Source organism: Helicobacter pylori (genome assembly GCF_016755635.1).
Classification (GTDB): Bacteria; Campylobacterota; Campylobacteria; order Campylobacterales; family Helicobacteraceae; genus Helicobacter; species Helicobacter pylori_CQ.
Genome location: NZ_CP051500.1, coordinates 321,376 through 341,412, shown reverse-complemented (window position 1 = coordinate 341,412; position 20,037 = coordinate 321,376). Strand labels below are relative to the sequence as shown.

Below are 20,037 nucleotides of genomic sequence, written 5' to 3'. Positions count from 1 at the left end.
TTAGCCTTTCGCGCTGTCTGAAGAGATTTCATCTTTGATTAGGAGTTTAAAGAGCATTGCGATTTCATCAGGGCGCTCTTTAAGGGTCCCTCTAATCTTTTCTAAGACAATTTCGTATCTTACTTCTTCTTCGCTAAAGGTTGCATTAAGCCCTAATTGATCTTCTACTTTTTTTCTCAAATCGCCCAATTTGTTCAATTCATCTTCTTCTTCATCCATTTCTTCAAACATGGATTTCACTTCCTTATCTTCATCAGGCACCACTTCCAGCATGCGTTCGCTGAAAGGCACAATCACTTTTTTATAGAAAATAAATAGCACTATAAACACCAAAACATACTTGATTAAAGGCGTGAATGAACCTAAGATTTTTTGAGTTTTGTGCATGATTTTTTCGCTCAAAGTAGCGTTATCAATCATGGGTGCCATAGGGTTAAACTCAAAATTGCTCACCGCCACATCATCGCCTCTATTTTGGTTATAGCCAATGGCTTGTTTCACTAGAGCGTTGATTTTTTTAAGCGATTCATCGCTCAAAGGCTCGTATTCTAAAGCGTTTGCCCCATCTTTAAGCGCGATTTTATACCTGCCATCCACCACAACCGCCGCATTCAAACGCACTAAAGTGCCAAACTCGCCCTTAATCTCGCTAATGGTTTTACCCACTTCATAATTGGTCGTGTTTTGAGACTTTTCGTATTTTTCTGGCTCTTTATTGTCTTTCAATCCTTGCACAGGCCCGATATTGCTCACAACCCCCGGCACACCGCCGACTTGTTTTTTAGAAGCGCCTTCTTTTTTTTCTTCTAAATTTTGCTCGCTCCTTACAACATTATTGGGATCAAAAGTCTCTTTAGTGCTTTTCTTTTGGCTGAAATCAAACTCCGCATTGACCCTTGCGACCACCTTGTTTTTACCCCCCACAATAGGGGCTAAGATATTGACAATCTTATTTTCTAAAATGTTTTCAAAATTTTGTTTGTAATGCAATTGTTCTAGGGCTAATTCTTTGGAGTTTTCTAATATATCGCCCTCGCCTATTGATTCGCCGTTTTCATTCACGATTTTCACGTTTTCTATCGTGAGTTTAGGCACAGCTGCAGCGATTAAATTTTTAATCCCTAAAATTTGAGTGGGTGAAAGCTTCATGTCAGGCTTGAGTTTGAGCATCACTGAAGCGCTAGGAGGCACTTCTTTAGCCACAAACACGCTGTCTTTAGGGATTGCAATATGCACATTGGCTTTAAGAATGGGGTTTAAACTTTCAATCGTGCGCGACAATTCCCCCTCAATGGCGCGAATGAGTTTGATGTTCTGATCAAAATCAGTCGCCCCAAAGTCTTTAGTGTCAAAGATTTCAAAGCCCACTTTACTCGTTTTAGGGATCCCTTGAGAAGCCAAAGTGATCCTTTCTTCATACACTTTATCTTTAGGGATAAGAATGATGTCATCTTTGGAGACTTTATAAGGGATTTGGTTTTGCTGGAGATGCTGTAAGATTAAAGCGTTATCGCTAGAGTCTAAGCCTTCAAATAAAACCCCATAACCCCCTTGCGCGTAGTCTTTTTCTTTAAAGGGATAGAGCAATAAAAACACAAGCAAGGCGGTGATCAAAACCCCGGCTGCAATCAGGGCGATTTTTTGCTTTTTATTGAGCTTGATGAAAAAATCAACAATCCGTTGCAATAATATCTTTAAATCCAATATTAAAACCTTGATAAAATTTTCATTCTTTTAAGCCGTTCGCTTAGATCTTTTGGAACACGCTCAAATAAATCCCTATGGAAAAACAAGCCCCTAACGCCCCTAAACAAAGCCCTCCTAAAACACTGCTAAAAGACACCCCTAAAACAATCAGCGCTAAGCCTATCAAAAGAATCAAACCAAATAAACTATAAGAAAGAATGTTTTGAAATATTTGATGCGTGATCAAATGAGGTATCAATAAAACAAGCAACCCATAAAATAGCGTCAAAGAAAGCGCAATAGCGCTAGGGAAATTAGCGCTGTGCGAAAGCCATTGAATGGAGTGTGTAAAAAGGTATTTTAAAGATTCTAAAAGGGCTTCAAATAAGATCACGCTTAGCACAAACCACACCCCAAGCGCTAAATTTCTGCGATAAAGGCTTAAAAACACCCCCACTAACAAGCTCAAAGGCAACACGAATTGAGAAGAACCTAAAAAAACAACGCGTCGGAGCGTTTGATCTAAAATAGGGCTAGAAGAATTTGAACGCATCAAGCTAAAAATGGCGTTATCCATTGAATTAGCGTAATCAAAAAAAACCAAGCCAACAATAAGGATAAAAAATGCGCTAAAAACGCCTCCTAAAAGAAACAGGGTTTTCACTGGTAATAAAAAAAATGGTTTGGGTTGTGTGGAAACATTTTTGAAAGAATTTTCAGCCATTATTTAAAACCCTTTTAGTCAGTTCATTCAAACTGGATATTAATACGCCAACGAACTTTAAAATCGCTCTTAAAAAAATTTAAGACAATGAAGTTTAAACGCATAAAAGCTTTTTATTTTAATCAAACCTAGCTAATAAGAAACTGAAATTGTTTTTTTTTTTTTTTGAAATCGCTTTAATTTTTGCCCTCTTTTAAAGCTTTTTAACCCTTTTTAGACTACAATTTTAAGAAGTAAAAATCAAAGGAACGCAATAACTTATGGATAGAGCCAAATTTATATTCGTTACAGGGGGCGTGTTAAGCTCTCTAGGGAAAGGGATTTCATCTTCTTCAATCGCTACGCTTTTACAACATTGCAATTACCAGGTTTCTATTTTGAAGATTGACCCTTATATTAATATTGATCCAGGCACCATGAGCCCTTTAGAGCATGGGGAAGTGTTTGTAACTAGCGATGGCGCTGAAACGGATTTAGACATCGGGCATTATGAACGCTTTTTGAACAGGAATTTAACCAGGTTGAATAATTTCACTACCGGGCAGATTTTTTCAAGCGTGATAGAAAACGAAAGGAAAGGGGAATATTTAGGCAAAACCATTCAAATCGTCCCCCATGTAACCGATGAGATCAAAAGGCGCATTAAAAGCGCGGCTAAGGGGTTGGATTTTTTAATCGTGGAAGTGGGCGGAACCGTGGGCGATATGGAGGGCATGTTTTATTTGGAAGCGATCCGCCAGCTTAAATTGGAATTAGGGAATGAAAAAGTCATTAATGTGCATGTAACCTTGATCCCTTATATCCAAACCACTAACGAACTAAAAACCAAACCCACGCAGCATTCCGTCCAAGAATTACGGCGTCTTGGCGTAACCCCTCAAATCATTTTGGCGCGATCGCCTAAGCCTTTGGATAAAGAATTGAAAAAGAAAATCGCTTTGAGTTGCGATGTGGAGCAAGACAGCGTGATTGTGGCCACAGACACTAAAAGCATTTACGCATGCCCCATTCTTTTCTTGCAAGAAGGCATTTTGACCCCCATTGCCAGACGCTTTAACTTGAATAAACTACACCCCAAAATGGCGGCTTGGAACACTTTAGTAGAAAAGATTATCGCTCCTAAACACAAGGTCAAAATTGGTTTTGTGGGCAAGTATTTAAGCTTAAAAGAATCTTATAAATCCTTGATTGAAGCCTTAATCCATGCGGGCGCGCATTTGGATACGCAAGTCAATATTGAATGGCTGGATAGCGAGAATTTTAACGAAAAGACGGATTTAGAGGGCGTTGATGCGATTTTAGTGCCTGGGGGCTTTGGAGAAAGGGGGATTGAGGGCAAAATTTGCGCCATTCAAAGGGCTAGGCTAGAAAAACTCCCCTTTTTAGGGATTTGTTTGGGCATGCAATTAGCGATCGTGGAGTTTTGCCGCAATGTTTTGGGTTTAAAAGGGGCTAACTCTACGGAGTTTAACCAACGCTGCGAATACCCTGTGGTGTATTTGATTGAAGATTTTATGGATCAAAACCACCAAAAACAGGTGCGCACCTATAATTCGCCATTGGGTGGCACCATGCGATTAGGGGAATACGAATGCGAAATTATGCCAAACAGCTTGTTAGAAAAAGCTTATAAAAAGCCTAGCATTAAAGAAAGACACCGCCATCGTTATGAAATCAACCCCAAATACCGCCAAGAGTGGGAAAATAAGGGCTTGAAAGTGGTGGGCTTTGGGGCGAATCATTTGATTGAAGCGATTGAACTAGAAGATCACCCTTTCTTTGTGGGGGTGCAATTCCACCCGGAATTCACCTCCAGGTTGCAAAGCCCTAACCCTATTATTTTGGATTTCATTAAGAGCGCTCTTCATAAATCCTAACCTAACAAATGAAACAAAAGCTTAAAGCTCAAATCAAAGAGCGCATGGCTTCTATCGCTTATAATGAAAAAGGGTTTCCTAGCCCCTTTTTATTTAAAGACTTGAAAAAAGCCGCGCTCAAAATCATAGAAGCCATGCGTGCAAACACAGAAATTTTAGTGGTGGGCGATTATGACGCTGACGGCGTGATTAGCTCTACTATCATGGCAAAATTTTTTGAAAGCCTGAACTATAAGCATGTCCGCATTGCAATCCCTAATCGCTTCATGGATGGCTATGGGATTTCTAAAAAATTTTTAGAAAAACACCACGCCCCTTTAATCATCACGGTGGATAACGGGATTAGCGCCTTTGAAGCCGCGCGATTTTGCAAAGAAAAAAATTACACCCTTATCATCACAGATCACCATTGCTTACACCATGAAGAAGTCCCAGACGCTTATGCGGTGATCAACCCCAAGCAATCGGATTGTGATTTTATCCAAAAGGAAGTGTGCGGGGCGTTGGTGGCGTTTTATTTGTGCTATGGTATCCACAAGCTTTTGGGCAAAGAAAAAAGCCGTTCTAGTGAGTTGTTATGCTTAGCGGGCGTGGCGACTATTGCTGATATGATGCCTTTGACTTTTTTTAACCGCTTTTTAGTTTCTAAAGCCTTGTATTTTTTGCAAAAAGAATCCTTAGGGGCGATGGGGTTTTTACGCCAAAGAGAAGTTTTTAGAAAACGCTCTTTAAAAGCGAGCGATATTTCTTTTAATATCGCCCCTTTAATCAATTCCGCAGGGCGCATGCAAGATGCGAAAATGGCTTTAGATTTTTTAAGCGCGAATAATTTTCAAGATGGCTATTCTTTGTATGAACGCTTGAAAGCATGCAATATGAAGCGTAAAATGATCCAACAGCAGGTTTTTGAAGAAGCCTTTAAGCATGCGATGGTTGGAGAAAAAATCATCGTCGCTTTTAAGGATAATTGGCATGAGGGCGTGCTTGGGATCGTGGCTTCAAAATTAGTGGAAGCCACTCAAAAGCCAAGCCTGGTTTTTACCTTTAAAGAAGGGGTGTATAAGGGGAGTGGGCGTAGCTCTCCAAACATTGATCTCATTGACGCTTTGAATGGGGTTTCTTCTTTATTGCTCGGCTATGGAGGGCATAGGCAAGCGTGCGGGTTGAGCGTTGGAAAAAACAATATCGTCTCGCTCTTTGAAACTTTAGAAAATTTTGATTTTAAAGTTTTACCTTTTTATGAAACAGAACCCCCTTTAACGCTCAAATTGAAAGACATTGACAGAGAGCTTTTAGAGATTATAGAGATGGGCGAACCTTATGGGCAAGAAAACCCTGAGCCTTTATTCCAGGCGCAAAATTTAGAAGTCATAGAAGAAAAAATCATTAAAGAAAGCCACCAAATTCTGCGTTTTAAGGATAAAGAATGCGTCAAAGAGGCTATTTATTTTAGCGCTGAGCGGTTTTTGAAAGCGGGCGAAAAGGTGAGCGTGCTTTTTAGCGTGGAATTAGATGAGTGTTCTAATGAGCCTAAAATGTTTGTTAAAAGTTTGTTGTAGTGCCTTTTGTTGAAGAAGAATTTGAAATTTTAAAACCCACCAAAGCCTTGTTTTTGGTGCGCGATGTTTTAAAATGCTCTTTAAAAGAAGCCCAACGGCACCTTGACAAGCAACGCTTAAAACAAAACCAACAAGCCGTGCGTAAATCTCAAATGATTCAAGGGGTCGTTCGCTTGATTCATTTCAAGCCCAATGAAAAAACTCAAACGCTTGTTTTTGAGACTAAGGATTTTGGCGTGTTTGACAAACCCGCTCAAGTCTATACCCACCCTAAAGGCTATTTTTACCATGAAAGCTTATTAGATTGTATCCAATCGCATTTGGGTAAAAACGCCCACCCAGCCCACAGACTGGACTATGAAACGAGCGGGTTAGTGTTAGCGGGCAAAACCTTACAGAGCGCTAAGGATTTAAAAGTGCTTTTCATGCAAAAAAAAGTGGAAAAAACTTATTTGGCGCTAACGCATGGGTTGGTGGATAAAAGTATCATAATAGATAAGCCCATTCTAACGCCACAAAACATTCAGAAAGACTTGCGCATTCGATCTCAAATTTCTCCTTTAGGCAAGCCTTCAATTACCCTTGTTGAGCCTTTAAGCTATAACCCTTTTTTGGATATAAGCTTGCTTAAAATAACCCCGCTCACCGGGCACACACACCAGATCCGCTTGCATTTAAGCAGTATAAATCACAAGATCGTGGGCGAGGGGCTTTATGGGGTGGCAGATGAAAACGCTAGAGAATACCTTCAATTGAAGCGTGAAAACAACGCCCCATTACTCATGCTCCATGCCTCTAGTTTAGAGTTTGAATTTAAAGGGGCGATCTACAAAATCGCTTCCCCAATGCCCGAACGCTTCATGCCTTTTTTAAAAGATTAACCCCCTTTTTTATTGATTATCCCCTGATTGCTTTTATTGATTATTTTTTGATTATTTTTTGATTATTTTTATTGGGGGGTTTTTTGATTAAGATTTTCTGTATGCTTTTTTAAATCCCCCTTATCCTTTCTAGTTTTCAATTCCTCTTGTTTTTTGAGAATCATTTCTTCGGTAATGTTAGAAAGCTTGTCTTTATGGTTTTCATTGTTAGAATCTTCTTTGTGGCGGGACTCTTCTTGTTTTTTTGAAATGATTTCTTCAGCGATGCTAGAGAGTTTTCCCGCATTTTTGGTGTCTTTGCGAGTGGGGCGGTTTTTCAAATTCTCCCTAATCCGCCTTTTTCTTTGAATGAGCGCAAACATTTTTTGGCTGAATTGGTAGCATTTGCGCGCGCTTATGACAATCACGCCCCACTTGATCAGTAAAGCGATCAAAAGCCAAATAAAAGAGCTAGAAGTGTCCAATAAAAACTGGCGCACATCGCTATAAACCCAAATATCCACTAAAATAACCAATAGAGTGATGAAAATAGAAAACGCAATGCTTTTAAACCTAAAAAGCCACGCCACTATCACAAACCCTCTCGTGTGCCTGTGGGCTAACAGCCAGCGTTCATTCTTTTCGCTAAAAAAATTCATTAAACCAGAAATCACGCTATTTTTCTTGCTCATTTTCGCCCTTTTCCCAAACTTCTTTAAAATGCTTGGTGGTTTTTTCTTGTTTTTCTTTCAATTCTTTAGCGTGGATTTGCTCTAACAACCTTTTTTCTTCCGCTTCAAACATGATTTTCAATTCTTCTTCATTAAAATCGCTCAGTTGCATGTTCTCTTTTATCAAGCGTTTTTCCACGATTTTAACCGCTTGCTCCCTGATTTTTTGAGATTTTTCTTTAAAAAGCGCTCGTTTGGTTTTTTGAAACGCTTCACTAGAATTTTTGTGGATCGTTTGTTTGCAAAAATCTAAAAAATCCTTGACTTGATGCATGATTTTCATTATTATCCGTTTTTAAAGAGTTTTTAAAACTAATGATCCCTAAAAGAATACCAAAAAAAGATTAAAACTCTCTAGTAAAATATTTTCTTAAAAGAATAGGGGGCATTTTGGCGATACCCTTATCCCCCTAAAATAGGGCTTTTGCGGGATAGTTTCTAGGTGAGGCTATCGCATGCTTTTTGTCCCTTATTTTTCTTTGAGCGCCTTGCATGCTTCTTGATCTCCTAATTTGCAGGCTTTAGAGACATATTGAGCGGCTTTTTTTGAGTCCCGTTTCACCCCATCCCCATTATAATATAACACCCCCAAATTACCACACCCCACACCTTCTTTTAACTCACACGCTTTAGTGTAAAGTTGAGCGGCTTTTATTAAGTTTTTTTCTACATCATCATACAGATCCCCTAAAGCACCACACCCCCTACCCTCTTTCAAATCGCATGCTTTTTCAAAATATTTTTTAGCTTGAATGTAATCTTTCGCTTCAATACTCTTTACGCCCAAATCAAAAAGCTCTTCAGGGTTTGGCTTGGCCATTAACCCCCCCCCAATAAACACAAGCATAAAACCCTAAAAATAGCTTTTTTGAAATTCCCTAACATGACGCTTCTCCCTTATTAAAAAATTTAGACTTTATTATAATCAAATTGCAATCAGATCTAATGATTTTTTAAAACCTGCTGGCAATAGCGCTCTAAAATCCTGCAAGCGCTCAAAGAGTCTAGCCGGCCGTCTTTGGTAGCGAGCCGCTTATTTTTCCTACCCAAATGCTCCAAATTGTCATAAGCTTCTATGCTAGAATTATCTTCATTAATAAAAACGATTTCGCCCTTAAAATCTACAAGCTTGATAAAATGCTCAATGCGTGCGTTCGTATCCGCATAGCTTTCATTGGGCTTGCCCACCACTAGCACCTGAATATTTTTTTCTCTCAATAAATCGCTCAAATCCCTAGAGGCCTGATTTTTGTTGTGGCGTAAAATCGCTTCTAAAGGCAAGACAACGCCGTTTAAAAGTGCAGCGATGCCAATGCGTTTTAACCCCACATCGCATGCTAAAATCATGCTAACACCACGAGATGATTGATGCGCTTGATCTTACCCAACAGCTCGTATTCTAAAAGCTTATCCCCAAATTTGAGATACGCTTCTTCATAGCTGGGGTTTTTCGCAAAATATTCTAAAAATTCATCTTCCATTTCAGGCATTTCTTTTAAATGGTAGTCTTTTAAAAGGGTATTTATAAAATTTTGAATATTAAATATCCCTTGAGCCTGCCCTTTTTCTAAAAGTTCATTAGTGCCATCGCTTTCATTCAGGCGTTGGGGTAAAACAAATAAGGGTTTTTGGTATTTTTGGGCTAATCTCGCGCTGCTCATAGAGCCGCTTTTTAAATCCGCTTGGGGGATAATGACCGCATCGCTTAAAGCGATCACCAGGCGGTTTCTGGCTAAAAAAGAGCCTTTAATGGGCATGAAATCCTTTTCGTATTCGCTTAAAATCAAGCCGTTTTGCACGATTTCTTGGATCACTTTATGGTTGTTCGTAGGATAGATCAAATCCAAACTGCAAGGCGAAAGCATGATGGTTTTTGGTAAGGCGTTTTCTTGAGCGATAATATCCACGCCTAACGCTCCCCCGCTCACAATAACCGCGCCATTTTTAGCAAGCTCTCTGGCTAGAGTGATCGTGTGTTGCTTGCTGTAAGGGGTGGGTCTTCTTGTGCCTATGATAGCCACTTTTAAAGGCGCTTCTAAAAGCTTGGTATCGCCCACACAATAGAGTTTTTTAGGGGGGTCTTTGAGAATGTCAAAGGCTTTAGGGATATTTTCTAGCGCGCTGTATTGGAAATGGCTTTTCATTTTAAACTATTTAGGCAATATAATCTCTACTTCAATCGTTTCCACGCTCTGGTTGCTGTCAAGGGTTTTGAAATGGATGTCTGAAGATTTAGTGTATTTTTGGATAACGGCAATGATTTCTTTACGCATCTCTTCCATGTAGGGTAAATTTAAAGTGCGCTCTTTGGCTAAAATCAATTTCAATCTATCTGTTGCAGTAGCCGCGCTCCCTTTGTTTTTAAAAAAATCAAACAAACTCATGAAAATATCCCTTTTAACGCGCTAAAAAAGCCTCTTTTAGCCTTAAATTCCACATATTCCACTTCTTCGCCTAAAATCCGTCTGGTGATGCGTTGGTAAGCCTTCGCGCTCTCGCAGTCCGTGCGAATCACCGGCTCGCCCTTATTGGTCGCTGAAATAATATGGTGATCTTCTGGAATGATCCCAATTAAAGGCAAGCACAAAATCTTAAGCACTTCTTCTATAGAAATCATCTCGCCATTTGCCACTAACTCAGGTTTTAAGCGATTGATTATCAAATGCTTATGCACTTCTTCGCCCCTTTTGGCCCGATTAGACTTTGCGTCAATAATGCCAATCACTCTGTCGCTATCCCTTAAAGAGCTTACCTCCGGCGTTACCACCACTAACGCCATGTCCGCATGCAAAATCGCATGCTCAAAACCGCTTTCAATCCCAGCCGGTGAATCAATCAAAATATAGTCAAAATCCGCCCTTAAAGCGTTGATTAAAATCGCTACTTTTTCCTTATCTAAAATATTTTTATCCTTGCTTTGTGAAGCCGCTAAAAAAGAAAGGTTTTTAGTCTTTTTATCCGTGATTAAAGCCTGCGAAAGGTTGCAATTTTTTTCCATCACATCCACCACATCATAAACAATGCGATTTTCTAAGCCTAAAATCATATCCAAGTTCCTAAGGCCTATGTCAAAATCAACCGCTACGACTTTTTTACCGCTCTCAGCCAAGCCGATCGCTAAATTAGCCGTGGTGGTGCTTTTACCCACGCCCCCCTTGCCTGAAGTGATAGTAACTACTATTGCCATATGATTCCTTTTAATTTAATGATTTATTTTTTATGATTGAATGGGGCGCGTAAAATTTCCCCAATTTGTTCTATTTTAGTCTCTTTAAGGGCTTTCCTCTCTGTGTTTAACCTGGGGTAATTCAAGCTCTTTTCCAGTAAAAAATCCTTAGCGAATGAGCCGTTTTGAATCTTTTTTAAGATTTTTTGCATGCGTTTTTCTAACAGATTTGCCATAGGCTCTCTAGCTTTAATCGCCCCAAATTCAGCGGTGTTAGAAATGTGTTTCCTTAAGCCCTCTACCCCCTTATAATGCAATAAATCCGCCACCAATTTCACTTCATGCACGCATTCAAAATAGGCTAATTCTTCAGGGTATCCTGCTTTGAGTAAAGTTTCAAACCCCATTCTTACAATCGCTTCTAACCCTCCGCACAAAACCGCTTGCTCGCCGAATAAATCGCTCTCGCATTCTTCTTTAAAGCTCGTTTCTAAAACCCCCATTCTCCCTCCGCCCATCGCTTTAGCATAGCTTAAAGCCACCGCTTTAGCGTTGTATTTTGAGCTTTCTTGCTCTATGGCGATTAGATGGTATAAGCCCTTATTTTTAAGGTATTCTTCTCTTAAAGCGCTCCCGGGCCCTTTTGGCGCGACTAAAATCGCGCCCACGCCTTTTGGAAGAACAACCTGATTGAAATGCACGCTAAAACCATGGGCAAAGCCCACAATTTGCCCCTCTTTTAAAAAAGGGATCACTTCTTTTTCTAACACTTCCTTATGCAATTCGTCCGGAAGAAGCGCCATAATCAGATCAGATTGTTGGACTAATTCCTTGACTTCTAGCACCTCAAAGCCCTCTGCTTTTGCTTTTGGAACGCTCAAACTCCCTTGATACAAGCCAATACGCACTTTTACTTTAGAGTCTCTCAAATTGAGCGCTTGGGCTTCTCCTTGCGCGCCATAGCCGATAATGCCCACTTGTAAGGATTGGATAACGCCTAAATCAATGTCTTTATCATAATAAACGGGTAATGCCAAAATCAAATCTCCTAGCGTGTTTAAGCAAGTATTTATTTTACCATAATGGGAGCGATAATGTTTAAAAACATGCAGAATATTAAGAAATGGTGTGCTCGGAGGGATTCAAACCCCCGACCTACAGGACCGCAACCTGTTGCTCTATTCAGCTGAGCTACGAGCACCTTTAAAGAAGTGAAACGATGATTATAGCAAGAAAAGCTAATTTTTCACTTAAACGATGCGTTTTTTCTATTATAATTTAAGGCATGCAAAAAGATTACCAAAAACTCATCGCTTATTTATGCGATTTTTTAGAAAAAGAAGTGCAAAAACGAGGCTTTAAAAAAGTCGTTTACGGGCTGAGCGGGGGGCTGGATAGCGCGGTCGTTGGGGTGCTGTGTCAAAAAGTTTTTAAAAAAAACGCTCATGCCCTTTTAATGCCCTCTTTGGTTTCTATGCCAGAGAGTAAAACAGACGCCCTGAATTTGTGCGAAAAATTTTCTATCCCTTATACAGAATATTCTATCGCTCCCTATGATAAAATTTTTGGCTCTCATTTTAAAGATGCAAGCCTTACTAGAAAGGGGAATTTTTGCGCAAGATTACGCATGGCTTTTTTATACGATTATTCTTTAAAAAGCGATTCTTTAGTCATTGGCACGAGCAATAAAAGCGAAAGAATGTTAGGCTATGGCACTTTATTTGGGGATTTGGCGTGCGCGATTAACCCGATTGGGGAATTATTTAAAACCGAAGTTTATGAACTCGCTCGCCGTTTAAATATCCCTAAAAAGATTTTAAACAAGCCCCCTAGCGCGGATTTATTTGTGGGGCAAAGCGATGAAAAAGATTTGGGCTATCCTTATAGCGTGATTGACCCTTTATTGAAGGATATTGAAGCGTTGTTCAAAAACAAGCCCATTGATGCAGAAGCGCTCACTCAATTAGGCTATGATGAAATTTTAGTAAAAAACATCATAAACCGTATCCAAAAAAACGCTTTTAAATTAGAATTACCCACTATCGCCAAACGATTTAACCCTAATGAAAAGCGATAAACCCTTTTTAGAACGCTATTTTTATGATCCCACTCTTTTGCAAAAGGGGTTGATTTTCGCGCTCTATCCTTTTTCTTTAATCTATCAAGGCATCGCCACCCTTAAACGAAAAACCGCTAAAAAGCGTGATTTTAAAATCCCCCTTATCAGCATAGGCAACTTAATCGCTGGGGGAAGCGGTAAAACGCCCTTTATTTTAGAGATCGCTCCAAGATACCAAGAAGTGGCGGTTGTCTCTAGGGGGTATCAACGGGATTCTAAAGGCTTAGTGGTGGTGAGCGTTAAAGGAAACATTTTAGTTCCTCAAAAAACGGCGGGCGATGAAGCCTATCTTTTAGCCTTAAATTTAAAACAAGCGAGCGTGATTGTGAGCGAAAAAAGAGAGCTAGGCGTTTTAAAAGCCCTTGAATTAGGGGCAAAAATCGTGTTTTTAGACGATGGCTTTAGGTTTAATTTCAACCAATTCAATGTGCTTTTAAAGCCTAAAATCCCCCCCTACTACCCTTTTTGTTTGCCTAGCGGATTATATAGAGAAAGCATCAAAAGCTATAAAGAAGCCCATTTAGTCGTTACCGAAGATAAGGATTATAAAAGAATCACCTCTATCACTAACCCCACCAAACGCATGCTTTTAGTAACGGCTATCGCTAATCCCAGCAGGCTTGATGCGTTTTTACCCAAAGAAGTGGTTAAAAAATTGTATTTTAGAGACCATGCCCCTTTTGATTTGAAGCTTTTAGAAAAAGAATTTTATCAAAGTAACGCCACTTCCTTATTGGTCACTTCAAAAGATCTCGTCAAATTACAAGATTGCAAATTGCCTTTAAGCGTGTTGGATTTAAAACTAGAAATTTGCCCTAAAGTTTTAGAAGAGATTGATCGTTATATTTTTTCTTATCCTTGTAATACAAAAGAACGTCTATAAATTCCTTATCTTTAGAGATAAAGCCTTTCAAACGCCCCTCTAACTCATAATGGTTTTTTTCATAAAAAGCGATCGCTTTGAAATTGTTTTCCATCACTTCTAAGTGTAAAGAATGTAACTGGAACTCTTCAAAAGCGATGCATTCTAAAGCTTTTAAAATCGTTTCTCCCCCATTTTTCAAAAAAGGGTTTTTATAAATCCCCAAATACCCATGCTTATGAAAAAAATTGATTTTAGTGATAGAGCCAACCCCTAAATAAACGCCCTCTTCTTTAAACAAAAAATAGCGGTGGCTAGGCGAATTTTTTAAATCTTCTATGAATTGCAAATGCGTTTTTAAAGAAATATTAGCGCTATACATCCATAAAGCAGTGTTTGGGTGGTTGCGAAACTCTAAAACCAACAGCTTTTCTTCATCGTTTAAATGGGTAAAATCAATCGCTTGGGTATTTCCATAAGAATAATTTTTCTTCAAATTTCTAAAAACTCCCTTAATGCACCCTCTAGTTCACTCCCAAAGGCCAGGTTTTTTGCCCAGGCTTGATTTTTTTGAATTTGTAAATTTTCAAAATCTTTAGCTAAAGTTTTTAAACTCGTTTGTTTGAAGATGCCTGAATTTTCAAATTCCTTGCTTTGAAGGATTTGATTAGAAGCGATGGGAAGGATAAGAGAGGGCGTTTGAGAAAGGGCTAATTCATAGAGGGTTTGACCCGAAGCGCTAATGGCGCAAGCGCAAAATTTCATCAAAGAACTGAACTCTAAAGGGTTTAAAGGGCTGTAATAATGCGTGTTTTTTGGAGGATTTTTAGGCGTATAAGGTGAAATGATATGCAAATTCACATTCTTATTTTCTAAAATTTTGACTATCTCTTTGAGCGTTTTTTGCTCGCTCCCCCCTAGAGTGATTAGCACTTCTTTATTTTCTGTATTGATAGGGCGCTCATAAATAAAACGAGCATCAACAGGGTAAAACCCCACCCCCAAATAATACTGATAATCTTTTGATAAATGATGGTAATGCTTTAAGGCGTTCAGCGTGAAATTCATGATCTTAGTGTTTTTAGGGTAAAACCCCTTAGCATGCTCTTCATCTTCTATCACCATAAGGCTTTTGGCTTTTTCTTTTAAAAGGTAAAAATCCTTTGAATTTAAACAATAGCTATCCATAATCAAAAAATCATCATTGCCAACGCCCTCTAAAAAAGCGCTTATATCGTTTTGCTTATATAAATAAAGGCTTGCTTCAACCCCTAATTTTTCTATAAAAGAAAGGATTTTTTCACAACGCCTCACATGCCCTAAACCGCTTGTTAAAAAACAATCGCACAAAATTTTTACTGGCATGCGTTTTTCAAACGGCTGTATTTGAGCTTGGCTAATTCTAAATCTTCTAAAGTGTCAATATCTTGGACTTCTAAGGGCGATAATTCTAAAGCGATAGAATTTGGGCTAAAAATAGGCCGCATTTCTTTAAAGGCTTGAGCCTTCCCCATATAAAGCAATCCTGCGTCATGATAGAGCGTTTTTAAATCTTGCGTGCGCGTGTTTAAATGCTCTTCAAAAGCCATTTGAACGCCGTTTTCAAGGCTAAAAGAACGATAGGGCGAAGCGCTGAATGGAGAGCATGTGAAAACATAATCCGTATTTCCTTTTAAAATCTCAAAAGCGTTTTTTAAATGCTTTTCTTGTAAAAGCGCTGAAGTGCCATACAAACAACACGCAATATCTTCATCTTTTAACTCTAATTCTTTCATGTGATAGGCCATCACCTCTAAAGTCGTGGCTCTGTCGTCCGCTAAAACTTTAGGGCGCAAATTCAAAAAACTCGCCCCATAATTTTTAGCTAAATGAACATACTCCATGCTATCGCTAGAGATAAACACCTTTTCAAAGAGCTTGGAATTTAGCGCCACTTCAATAGGGTAAGCGAGCATGGGTTTATTGAAAAAATCAATAATATTTTTATTTTTGATCCTTTTACTGGAACTTCTGGCTAAAACAATAGCGATCGCTCTCATGCTAGGCTTTGCTCTTTTTAATAAGGCATTTGGGTTTCCATCGCATCAGCAGCGAATTTCTTTTTATTGGAATCGCTCAAATGCCCTAAATTCGTGTATTCAATCTTAGCGTCGGCCAAAAACTTGGATTGGATGGTGTTGTTCCTTTCAATATCATAAGGGCGGATCACCCCACTCACCTTAAGGATTTGCTTTTCCCCATCCACTAGCACCTCCTTATTCCCATAGATGAAATAATTCCCATTTTCTAGCACTTTAATGATGCGAGCGCTCAACACGATTTCTAAATCTTCGCTCTTTTTTTGCGAGCCACCGCCTTTAAAATTCGTGTTATTGCTGGATTTAGTGAAATTGTAATTATTCTTATCGTCTAAATACTGTGCTTCTTGTTTCTTTCTTTCATCTAACCCATTATAAGTGAGTCTTGGTGGCGTGGAATTACCCCCTGAAGCGCTTTTATAATCTTTAGAGCTAGAATAATTCGCGCTCGCTTTTTCAGAGACAATGATTGTGATTAAATCGTTAGGCTTCATCGCCCTCCTGTCCGCAAATAAAGGGCGCTCACCCTGCCCAAACAAACTCCCTAACTTGTTCAATTCAGGGATAAATTCTTTAGAGGGGGTTTCTTCTACATAATTAGGAGGGTTAAAATCAATTTTTGGCTCATTGGCTGATGCCATGCTGAATGCAACGCTAAACGCAACAGCCCCTAAATAAAGCGCTTTTTTCATCCACTAGCCTTACTTTTGAGTTATCTTAAGCCCTAAATTATACTCTCTTATAAAGAATAAATGCTTAATTTTGAGCAAGTTGTTGTAAAATTTAGATCTTTAAGATCTTTATAATGAAACTTACTATGCAGGAGATAAAATTGAGAACCTTGTTAAAAATGTTAGTTGGCACAAGCTTGCTGACACACGCCTTAGTAGCTAAAGAAGAAAGTGCAGTGCCTTCTTGGACAAAAAATTTGTATATGGGATTCAATTACCAAACAGGTTCTATCAATTTAATGACTAATATCCATGAAGTTAGAGAAGTGACTAACTATCAAACCGGTTACACCAATATCATAACCAGCGTTAATAGCGTTAAAAAGCTCACCAACATGGGATCTAATGGGATTGGCTTAGTCATGGGCTATAACCACTTTTTCCATCCGGATAAAATCTTGGGCTTGCGCTATTTTGCTTTTTTAGATTGGCAAGGCTATGGCATGAGATACCCTAAAGGCTATTATGGCGGCAATAACATGATCACTTATGGCGTGGGCGTGGATGCGGTGTGGAATTTCTTCCAAGGGAGTTTCTATCAAGATGATATTAGCGTGGATATTGGCGTTTTTGGGGGGATTGCGATTGCGGGGAATAGCTGGTATATTGGCAGTAAAGGGCAGGAATTGTTAGGCATCACTAACAGCAGCACGGTTGATAACACCTCTTTTCAATTCCTCTTTAACTTTGGTCTCAAGGCTTTATTTGTAGATGAGCATGAATTTGAAATCGGCTTTAAATTCCCCACCATTAACAACAAATACTACACCACTGACGCGCTCAAGGTTCAAATGCGTAGGGTCTTTGCCTTTTATGTGGGGTATAATTACCACTTCTAAAGGGCTTTTAAAACCCAACGCAACTCCCTAACATCTTTTGGTAATAACTCTTGGCTTTGAGGATTGTCTCTGTGTCATCGGTTTTTAAAAGCACTTCGTAATTGTTTTCAAAAGCGTTTTTGCTCCAATTCGCTGAGCCTAAAAACACGATCTTATCATCAATGATCGCCACTTTTTGGTGCATGATGCCGTAATAATTCCCGTTTTTAGCCTTAAGCCCTTTTAATAAGCACACTTTCGTGTTAGGGTATTTGTCTAAATAGCCAATAGTGGATTGCTTGTTATTATGATTGCTTTCATAATCATAAATGATTTGCACCTTAATCCCCCTACTCGCTACGCTTTTAATCGCTCTTGCAATATCTCTGTGCGTGAAACTATAGATAGCGATTTTCACGCTCTCTCTAGCGTTACTAATGCCAGAAACTAAAGCATTCAAAGCGTCTCTTTGCTCATAAGGCAAGACAAAGAGACTATTTTTAGCTTGCAAAACCCCTAAACAGCCCACTAACACACCCACGCCAACGATTTTTTTAAACTTGTTTAACATCAAATGATCCTTATTTTAAATTACACTCTATGATAAAAACAACCAACCAAGTGGATTTTTGATTATAATAAAAGATTTAAAAAAAGCGATAAAAATTGATAGGCTTAAAGAAGCGTTTCTTATCAAATAAGGAGTCCCTAAAATGAAAATGATTCTATTCAACCAAAACCCCATGATCGCAAAACTGCTTGAGAGTGTTTCTAAGAAATTAGAATTATCTATAGAAAATTTTAACCACTATCAAGAGCTATCCGCACGCCTTAAAAAAGATCCAGAATGGCTTTTGATAGCCGATGATGAATGTTTGGAAAAACTAGACCAAATAGATTGGCTAGAATTAAAAGAAATCATCTCTCAAAATAAAAACAGCGTGTGCATGTATAAAAAGGGCAATGAAGCGCAACCCTTCTTAGAGGGCTTTGAGATGAAAATGAAAAAACCCTTTTTACCCACTGAAGTTTTAAAAATCCTTCAAAAAAAGCTTGGTTCTAACGCAAGCGAGCTAGAGCCTAGCCAGAATTTAGACCCAACTCAAGAAGTTTTAGAAACCAATTGGGATGAACTAGAAAATTTAGGCGATTTAGAAGCTCTCGCCAAAGAAGAGCCTAACAATGAAGAGCAACTACTCCCCACTTTAGATGTGCAAGAAGAAAAAGAAGAGATTAAAGAAACGCCCCAAAAAGAAGAAAAGCCTAAAGATGATGAAACACAAGAGAGTGAAACCCCTAAAGATGAAGAAGTTTCTAAAGAGTTGGAAACGCAAGAAAAATTAGAAATCCCTAAAGAAGAAACGCAAGAAGAGCAAGTCAAAGAACAAGAGCCAATCAAAGAAGAAACACAAGAAATTAAAGAGGAAAAACAAGAAGAAACACAAGATTCCCCAAGCACGCAAGAATTAGAGGCCATGCAAGAATTAGTCAAAGAAATCCAAGAAAACTCTAACGGCCAAGAGAATAAAGAAAAAACGCAAGAAAGTGCAGAAGCTCTCCAAGAAACCCAAGCGCACGAGTTAGAAAAACAAGAAAACGCAGAAACACCGCAAGAAAAAGAAAAACAAGAAATCGCAGAAACACCGCAAGAATTAGAAATCCCCCAAGCGCAAGAAAAAGAAACCCCGCAAGAAGAAACCCAAGAAACCCAAGAAACCCAAGAAACCCAAGAAACCCAAGAAACCCAAGAAAGCACAGAGACCCCGCAAGAAGAAACCCAAGAAAAAGAAACGCCACAAACCCAAGATGAAAAACCCCAAGAAGACCATTACGAAAGTATTGAAGACATTCCTGAGCCGGTGATGGCTAAAGCGATGGGGGAAGAATTGCCCTTTTTGAATGAAGCCGTTGCAAAAATTCCTAATAATGAGAACGACACAGAAACCCCTAAAGAGAGCGTTATAAAAACCCCGCAAGAAAAAGAAGAAAGCGCAAAAACCCCAAAAAGCGATAAAACTTCCAGCCCCCTAGAATTGCGCTTAAACTTACAGGATTTATTAAAAAGCCTGAATCAAGAGTCCTTAAAAAGCCTTTTAGAAAACAAAACCTTAAACATTAAAATCACTTTAGAGGATAAAAAACCTAATGAATAACGATTTTAATTTACTCATCCTTTCAGGCCCTAGCGGAGCGGGTAAAAGCACCCTTACAAAGTATTTGCAAGAAAAAATCCCAAAAACCCATTTTTCCCTTTCCACCACCACGAGGAAACCCAGAGAGGGCGAAGTTGATGGCTTGCATTATAATTTTGTCAGCGAAGAAGAATTCAAGCAAGGCATAGAAAAAGGGCAGTTTTTAGAATGGGCGATCGTGCATAACCACTACTATGGCACTTCTAAAGCCCTTGTAGAAAAGGCCTTAAAAGAAGGCAAAATCGTGATTTTTGACATTGACGTGCAAGGGCATGAGATCCTTAAAAAGCATTACCCCAACGCATGCTCAGTGTTCATTAGCACCAAAAACCAAGAGATTTTAAAAGAGCGCTTGCTTTTAAGGGGGACGGATTCTAAAGAGACGATAGAAAAACGCTTGATCAACGCTTATAAAGAAATGCAGTGCTTGGAGAGCTTTGATTACCTCATCATCAATGAAGATTTAGAAAAATCCAAAGAAATCATCTTAAGCATCGCAAAAACTTTAGTCCATCGCTTAAAAGCGTTTAATTTTGAAAAAATCTGTAAGGCTTGGAAAAACGAAACCCTATAAAACCTATCAATTATTTTTTAAAAAAGCTATAATTCAAATAAAAACCAACCAATAGATTAA

The 20,037-nt window shown here is 38.9% G+C and carries 23 protein-coding genes and 1 tRNA gene; 8 read left to right on the top strand and 16 right to left on the bottom strand.

What is annotated here, in order from left to right; all coding sequences use genetic code 11:
• Both fliF and HG567_RS01625 read right to left on the bottom strand, forming a co-directional pair.
• Complete coding sequence (gene fliF / locus HG567_RS01630; protein WP_202163879.1) at positions 1-1,704, bottom strand: flagellar basal-body MS-ring/collar protein FliF; 1,704 nt, start codon at positions 1,702-1,704, stop codon at positions 1-3.
• Between the two features lie 43 nt (positions 1,705-1,747).
• Positions 1,748-2,410 carry a phosphatase PAP2 family protein gene (locus HG567_RS01625; protein WP_202163878.1) on the bottom strand — a complete coding sequence of 221 codons (663 nt, stop codon included), beginning with the start codon at positions 2,408-2,410 and terminating at the stop codon, positions 1,748-1,750.
• 260 nt (positions 2,411-2,670) lie between these two features.
• On the opposite strand from HG567_RS01625, the gene pyrG reads away from it, so the two are divergent.
• The 3 genes from pyrG to HG567_RS01610 are packed head-to-tail and all read left to right on the top strand — an operon-like array spanning position 2,671 to position 6,727.
• A complete protein-coding gene (gene pyrG / locus HG567_RS01620; protein ID WP_000373188.1) occupies positions 2,671-4,287 on the top strand; it encodes a glutamine hydrolyzing CTP synthase in 1,617 nt (538 codons plus the stop codon).
• A gap of 8 nt (positions 4,288-4,295) precedes the next feature.
• Positions 4,296-5,846 (top strand): single-stranded-DNA-specific exonuclease RecJ, encoded by a 1,551-nt coding sequence (gene recJ / locus HG567_RS01615; RefSeq protein WP_202163877.1) that lies wholly within the window; start codon positions 4,296-4,298, stop codon positions 5,844-5,846.
• On the top strand, positions 5,846-6,727 hold the full coding sequence (locus HG567_RS01610) for an RluA family pseudouridine synthase (RefSeq protein ID WP_202163876.1): 882 nt from the start codon (positions 5,846-5,848) through the stop codon (positions 6,725-6,727). The genes recJ and HG567_RS01610 overlap by 1 nt, the downstream gene beginning before the upstream one ends.
• 68 nt (positions 6,728-6,795) lie before the next feature.
• On the opposite strand, the gene HG567_RS01605 is transcribed toward HG567_RS01610, so the two are convergent.
• From HG567_RS01605 to HG567_RS01565, 9 genes are all read right to left on the bottom strand, one after another.
• Positions 6,796-7,398, bottom strand: coding sequence for a hypothetical protein (locus HG567_RS01605; protein WP_202139927.1), 603 nt, complete (start codon positions 7,396-7,398; stop codon positions 6,796-6,798).
• The gene (locus HG567_RS01600) at positions 7,382-7,720 is read right to left on the bottom strand and encodes a hypothetical protein (RefSeq protein ID WP_128004067.1); all 339 of its coding nucleotides are present in this window, start codon (positions 7,718-7,720) and stop codon (positions 7,382-7,384) included. The genes HG567_RS01605 and HG567_RS01600 overlap by 17 nt, the downstream gene beginning before the upstream one ends.
• A 186-nt stretch (positions 7,721-7,906) precedes the next feature.
• Positions 7,907-8,284 carry a tetratricopeptide repeat protein gene (locus HG567_RS01595; RefSeq protein ID WP_421813533.1) on the bottom strand — a complete coding sequence of 126 codons (378 nt, stop codon included), beginning with the start codon at positions 8,282-8,284 and terminating at the stop codon, positions 7,907-7,909.
• A 95-nt stretch (positions 8,285-8,379) separates the two neighbouring features.
• Positions 8,380-8,784 (bottom strand): Holliday junction resolvase RuvX, encoded by a 405-nt coding sequence (ruvX, locus tag HG567_RS01590; protein ID WP_202139925.1) that lies wholly within the window; start codon positions 8,782-8,784, stop codon positions 8,380-8,382.
• Positions 8,781-9,581, bottom strand: a complete 801-nt coding sequence (gene dprA / locus HG567_RS01585; RefSeq protein WP_202163875.1) for a DNA-processing protein DprA — start codon at positions 9,579-9,581, stop codon at positions 8,781-8,783. Before dprA ends, ruvX begins: the two co-directional genes overlap by 4 nt.
• Before the next feature lie 6 nt (positions 9,582-9,587).
• On the bottom strand, positions 9,588-9,821 hold the full coding sequence (gene minE / locus HG567_RS01580) for a cell division topological specificity factor MinE (RefSeq protein WP_000051414.1): 234 nt from the start codon (positions 9,819-9,821) through the stop codon (positions 9,588-9,590).
• On the bottom strand, positions 9,818-10,624 hold the full coding sequence (gene minD, locus HG567_RS01575; protein WP_001019051.1) for a septum site-determining protein MinD: 807 nt from the start codon (positions 10,622-10,624) through the stop codon (positions 9,818-9,820). Before minD ends, minE begins: the two co-directional genes overlap by 4 nt.
• Before the next feature lie 23 nt (positions 10,625-10,647).
• Positions 10,648-11,640 carry a ketol-acid reductoisomerase gene (gene ilvC, locus HG567_RS01570; protein WP_202139923.1) on the bottom strand — a complete coding sequence of 331 codons (993 nt, stop codon included), beginning with the start codon at positions 11,638-11,640 and terminating at the stop codon, positions 10,648-10,650.
• Positions 11,641-11,727: 87 nt separating this feature from the next.
• A tRNA-Arg gene (locus HG567_RS01565) sits at positions 11,728-11,804 on the bottom strand.
• 84 nt (positions 11,805-11,888) lie between these two features.
• Here HG567_RS01565 and HG567_RS01560 point away from each other — a divergent pair.
• On the top strand, positions 11,889-12,680 hold the full coding sequence (locus HG567_RS01560) for an NAD+ synthase (RefSeq protein ID WP_202139922.1): 792 nt from the start codon (positions 11,889-11,891) through the stop codon (positions 12,678-12,680).
• The gene (locus HG567_RS01555; protein WP_202138218.1) at positions 12,667-13,605 is read left to right on the top strand and encodes a tetraacyldisaccharide 4'-kinase; all 939 of its coding nucleotides are present in this window, start codon (positions 12,667-12,669) and stop codon (positions 13,603-13,605) included. The genes HG567_RS01560 and HG567_RS01555 overlap by 14 nt, the downstream gene beginning before the upstream one ends.
• Here the strand turns inward: HG567_RS01555 and pseH are convergent.
• The 4 genes from pseH to flgH are packed head-to-tail and all read right to left on the bottom strand — an operon-like array spanning position 13,538 to position 16,354.
• Positions 13,538-14,080: a UDP-4-amino-4,6-dideoxy-N-acetyl-beta-L-altrosamine N-acetyltransferase gene (pseH, locus tag HG567_RS01550; RefSeq protein WP_202138217.1), complete on the bottom strand. Its 543-nt coding sequence runs from the start codon at positions 14,078-14,080 to the stop codon at positions 13,538-13,540. The two genes, HG567_RS01555 and pseH, sit on opposite strands and share 68 nt — an antisense overlap.
• Entirely contained in the window at positions 14,077-14,949 is an 873-nt protein-coding gene (locus HG567_RS07870) for a CMP-N-acetylneuraminic acid synthetase (protein ID WP_272928045.1), read from the bottom strand. The genes pseH and HG567_RS07870 overlap by 4 nt, the downstream gene beginning before the upstream one ends.
• Positions 14,940-15,623, bottom strand: coding sequence for a pseudaminic acid cytidylyltransferase (gene pseF / locus HG567_RS07865; RefSeq protein WP_202139921.1), 684 nt, complete (start codon positions 15,621-15,623; stop codon positions 14,940-14,942). Before pseF ends, HG567_RS07870 begins: the two co-directional genes overlap by 10 nt.
• 17 nt (positions 15,624-15,640) lie before the next feature.
• Positions 15,641-16,354: a flagellar basal body L-ring protein FlgH gene (gene flgH / locus HG567_RS01535; RefSeq protein ID WP_000709991.1), complete on the bottom strand. Its 714-nt coding sequence runs from the start codon at positions 16,352-16,354 to the stop codon at positions 15,641-15,643.
• A 140-nt stretch (positions 16,355-16,494) separates the two neighbouring features.
• Here flgH and HG567_RS01530 point away from each other — a divergent pair, with 140 nt between their 5' ends.
• A complete protein-coding gene (locus tag HG567_RS01530) occupies positions 16,495-17,232 on the top strand; it encodes an outer membrane protein (protein ID WP_202163874.1) in 738 nt (245 codons plus the stop codon).
• Positions 17,233-17,239: 7 nt separating this feature from the next.
• Here the strand turns inward: HG567_RS01530 and HG567_RS01525 are convergent, their stop codons facing one another.
• Positions 17,240-17,782, bottom strand: a complete 543-nt coding sequence (locus HG567_RS01525) for a phospholipase D-like domain-containing protein (protein ID WP_000932487.1) — start codon at positions 17,780-17,782, stop codon at positions 17,240-17,242.
• A gap of 142 nt (positions 17,783-17,924) precedes the next feature.
• Between HG567_RS01525 and HG567_RS01520 the strand changes: the two genes are divergently transcribed.
• Both HG567_RS01520 and gmk read left to right on the top strand, forming a co-directional pair.
• The gene (locus tag HG567_RS01520) at positions 17,925-19,364 is read left to right on the top strand and encodes a hypothetical protein (RefSeq protein ID WP_202163873.1); all 1,440 of its coding nucleotides are present in this window, start codon (positions 17,925-17,927) and stop codon (positions 19,362-19,364) included.
• On the top strand, positions 19,357-19,977 hold the full coding sequence (gmk, locus tag HG567_RS01515; protein ID WP_202138213.1) for a guanylate kinase: 621 nt from the start codon (positions 19,357-19,359) through the stop codon (positions 19,975-19,977). Before HG567_RS01520 ends, gmk begins: the two co-directional genes overlap by 8 nt.
• Positions 19,978-20,037: the final 60 nt, after the last annotated feature.

Excerpts from the sequence above, each read along its gene's own strand:
- HG567_RS01560 (WP_202139922.1), top strand. The coding sequence starts at position 11,889 with ATGCAAAAAGATTACCAAAAACTCATCGCTTATTTATGCGATTTTTTA.
- flgH (WP_000709991.1), bottom strand. The coding sequence starts at position 16,354 with ATGAAAAAAGCGCTTTATTTAGGGGCTGTTGCGTTTAGCGTTGCATTC.
- pseF (WP_202139921.1), bottom strand. The coding sequence starts at position 15,623 with ATGAGAGCGATCGCTATTGTTTTAGCCAGAAGTTCCAGTAAAAGGATC.
- HG567_RS07870 (WP_272928045.1), bottom strand. The coding sequence starts at position 14,949 with ATGCCAGTAAAAATTTTGTGCGATTGTTTTTTAACAAGCGGTTTAGGG.
- ruvX (WP_202139925.1), bottom strand. The coding sequence starts at position 8,784 with ATGATTTTAGCATGCGATGTGGGGTTAAAACGCATTGGCATCGCTGCA.
- gmk (WP_202138213.1), top strand. The coding sequence starts at position 19,357 with ATGAATAACGATTTTAATTTACTCATCCTTTCAGGCCCTAGCGGAGCG.
- HG567_RS01625 (WP_202163878.1), bottom strand. The coding sequence starts at position 2,410 with ATGGCTGAAAATTCTTTCAAAAATGTTTCCACACAACCCAAACCATTT.
- HG567_RS01520 (WP_202163873.1), top strand. The coding sequence starts at position 17,925 with ATGAAAATGATTCTATTCAACCAAAACCCCATGATCGCAAAACTGCTT.
- pyrG (WP_000373188.1), top strand. The coding sequence starts at position 2,671 with ATGGATAGAGCCAAATTTATATTCGTTACAGGGGGCGTGTTAAGCTCT.
- HG567_RS01595 (WP_421813533.1), bottom strand. The coding sequence starts at position 8,284 with ATGCTTGTGTTTATTGGGGGGGGGTTAATGGCCAAGCCAAACCCTGAA.
- recJ (WP_202163877.1), top strand. The coding sequence starts at position 4,296 with ATGAAACAAAAGCTTAAAGCTCAAATCAAAGAGCGCATGGCTTCTATC.
- minD (WP_001019051.1), bottom strand. The coding sequence starts at position 10,624 with ATGGCAATAGTAGTTACTATCACTTCAGGCAAGGGGGGCGTGGGTAAA.
- HG567_RS01600 (WP_128004067.1), bottom strand. The coding sequence starts at position 7,720 with ATGAAAATCATGCATCAAGTCAAGGATTTTTTAGATTTTTGCAAACAA.
- dprA (WP_202163875.1), bottom strand. The coding sequence starts at position 9,581 with ATGAAAAGCCATTTCCAATACAGCGCGCTAGAAAATATCCCTAAAGCC.
- HG567_RS01525 (WP_000932487.1), bottom strand. The coding sequence starts at position 17,782 with ATGTTAAACAAGTTTAAAAAAATCGTTGGCGTGGGTGTGTTAGTGGGC.
- HG567_RS01555 (WP_202138218.1), top strand. The coding sequence starts at position 12,667 with ATGAAAAGCGATAAACCCTTTTTAGAACGCTATTTTTATGATCCCACT.
- minE (WP_000051414.1), bottom strand. The coding sequence starts at position 9,821 with ATGAGTTTGTTTGATTTTTTTAAAAACAAAGGGAGCGCGGCTACTGCA.
- HG567_RS01605 (WP_202139927.1), bottom strand. The coding sequence starts at position 7,398 with ATGAGCAAGAAAAATAGCGTGATTTCTGGTTTAATGAATTTTTTTAGC.